The following is a 590-nucleotide window of genomic DNA, read 5'->3' on the forward strand; positions in this document are numbered from 1 at the left end:
ATGGACGCGACCACGCCCGCACCGACGGTGCGGCCGCCTTCACGGATGGCGAAGCGGAGCTTCTCCTCCATCGCGATCGGCACGATCAGCTTGACGGTCATCGCGACGTTGTCGCCCGGCATCACCATTTCGGTGCCTTCCGGCAGCGTGACCACGCCGGTCACGTCCGTGGTGCGGAAGTAGAACTGCGGGCGGTAGTTGGTGAAGAACGGGGTGTGGCGACCGCCCTCCTCCTTGGTGAGGATGTAGGCCTCGGCCTTGAAGGTGGTGTGCGGCATCACCGAGCCCGGCTTGCAGAGAACCTGCCCGCGCTCCACGTCCTCGCGCTTGGTGCCGCGCAGGAGCGCGCCGATGTTGTCGCCCGCCTGGCCCTGGTCGAGCAGCTTGCGGAACATCTCCACGCCGGTGATCGTGGTCTTGGTGGTCGGGCGGATGCCGACGATCTCGACTTCCTCGCCCACCTTGACGATGCCGCGCTCCACACGGCCGGTCACCACGGTGCCGCGGCCGGAGATGGAGAACACGTCTTCGATCGGCATCAGGAAGGGCTGGTCGATCGGCCGCTCCGGCTGCGGGATGTAGTCGTCGAC

Annotated in this window: 1 protein-coding gene; it reads right to left on the reverse strand. The window is 67.1% G+C overall.

Features of this window, described 5'->3' with window-relative positions; translation table 11 throughout:
- Positions 1–590: EF-Tu C-terminal domain-related protein (locus tag BUQ68_RS22615; RefSeq protein ID WP_245293356.1), on the reverse strand; the 590-nt coding region annotated here is incomplete at both ends.

The organism is Mongoliimonas terrestris, from assembly GCF_001927285.1.
Taxonomy (GTDB): domain Bacteria; phylum Pseudomonadota; class Alphaproteobacteria; order Rhizobiales; family Pleomorphomonadaceae; genus Chthonobacter; species Chthonobacter terrestris.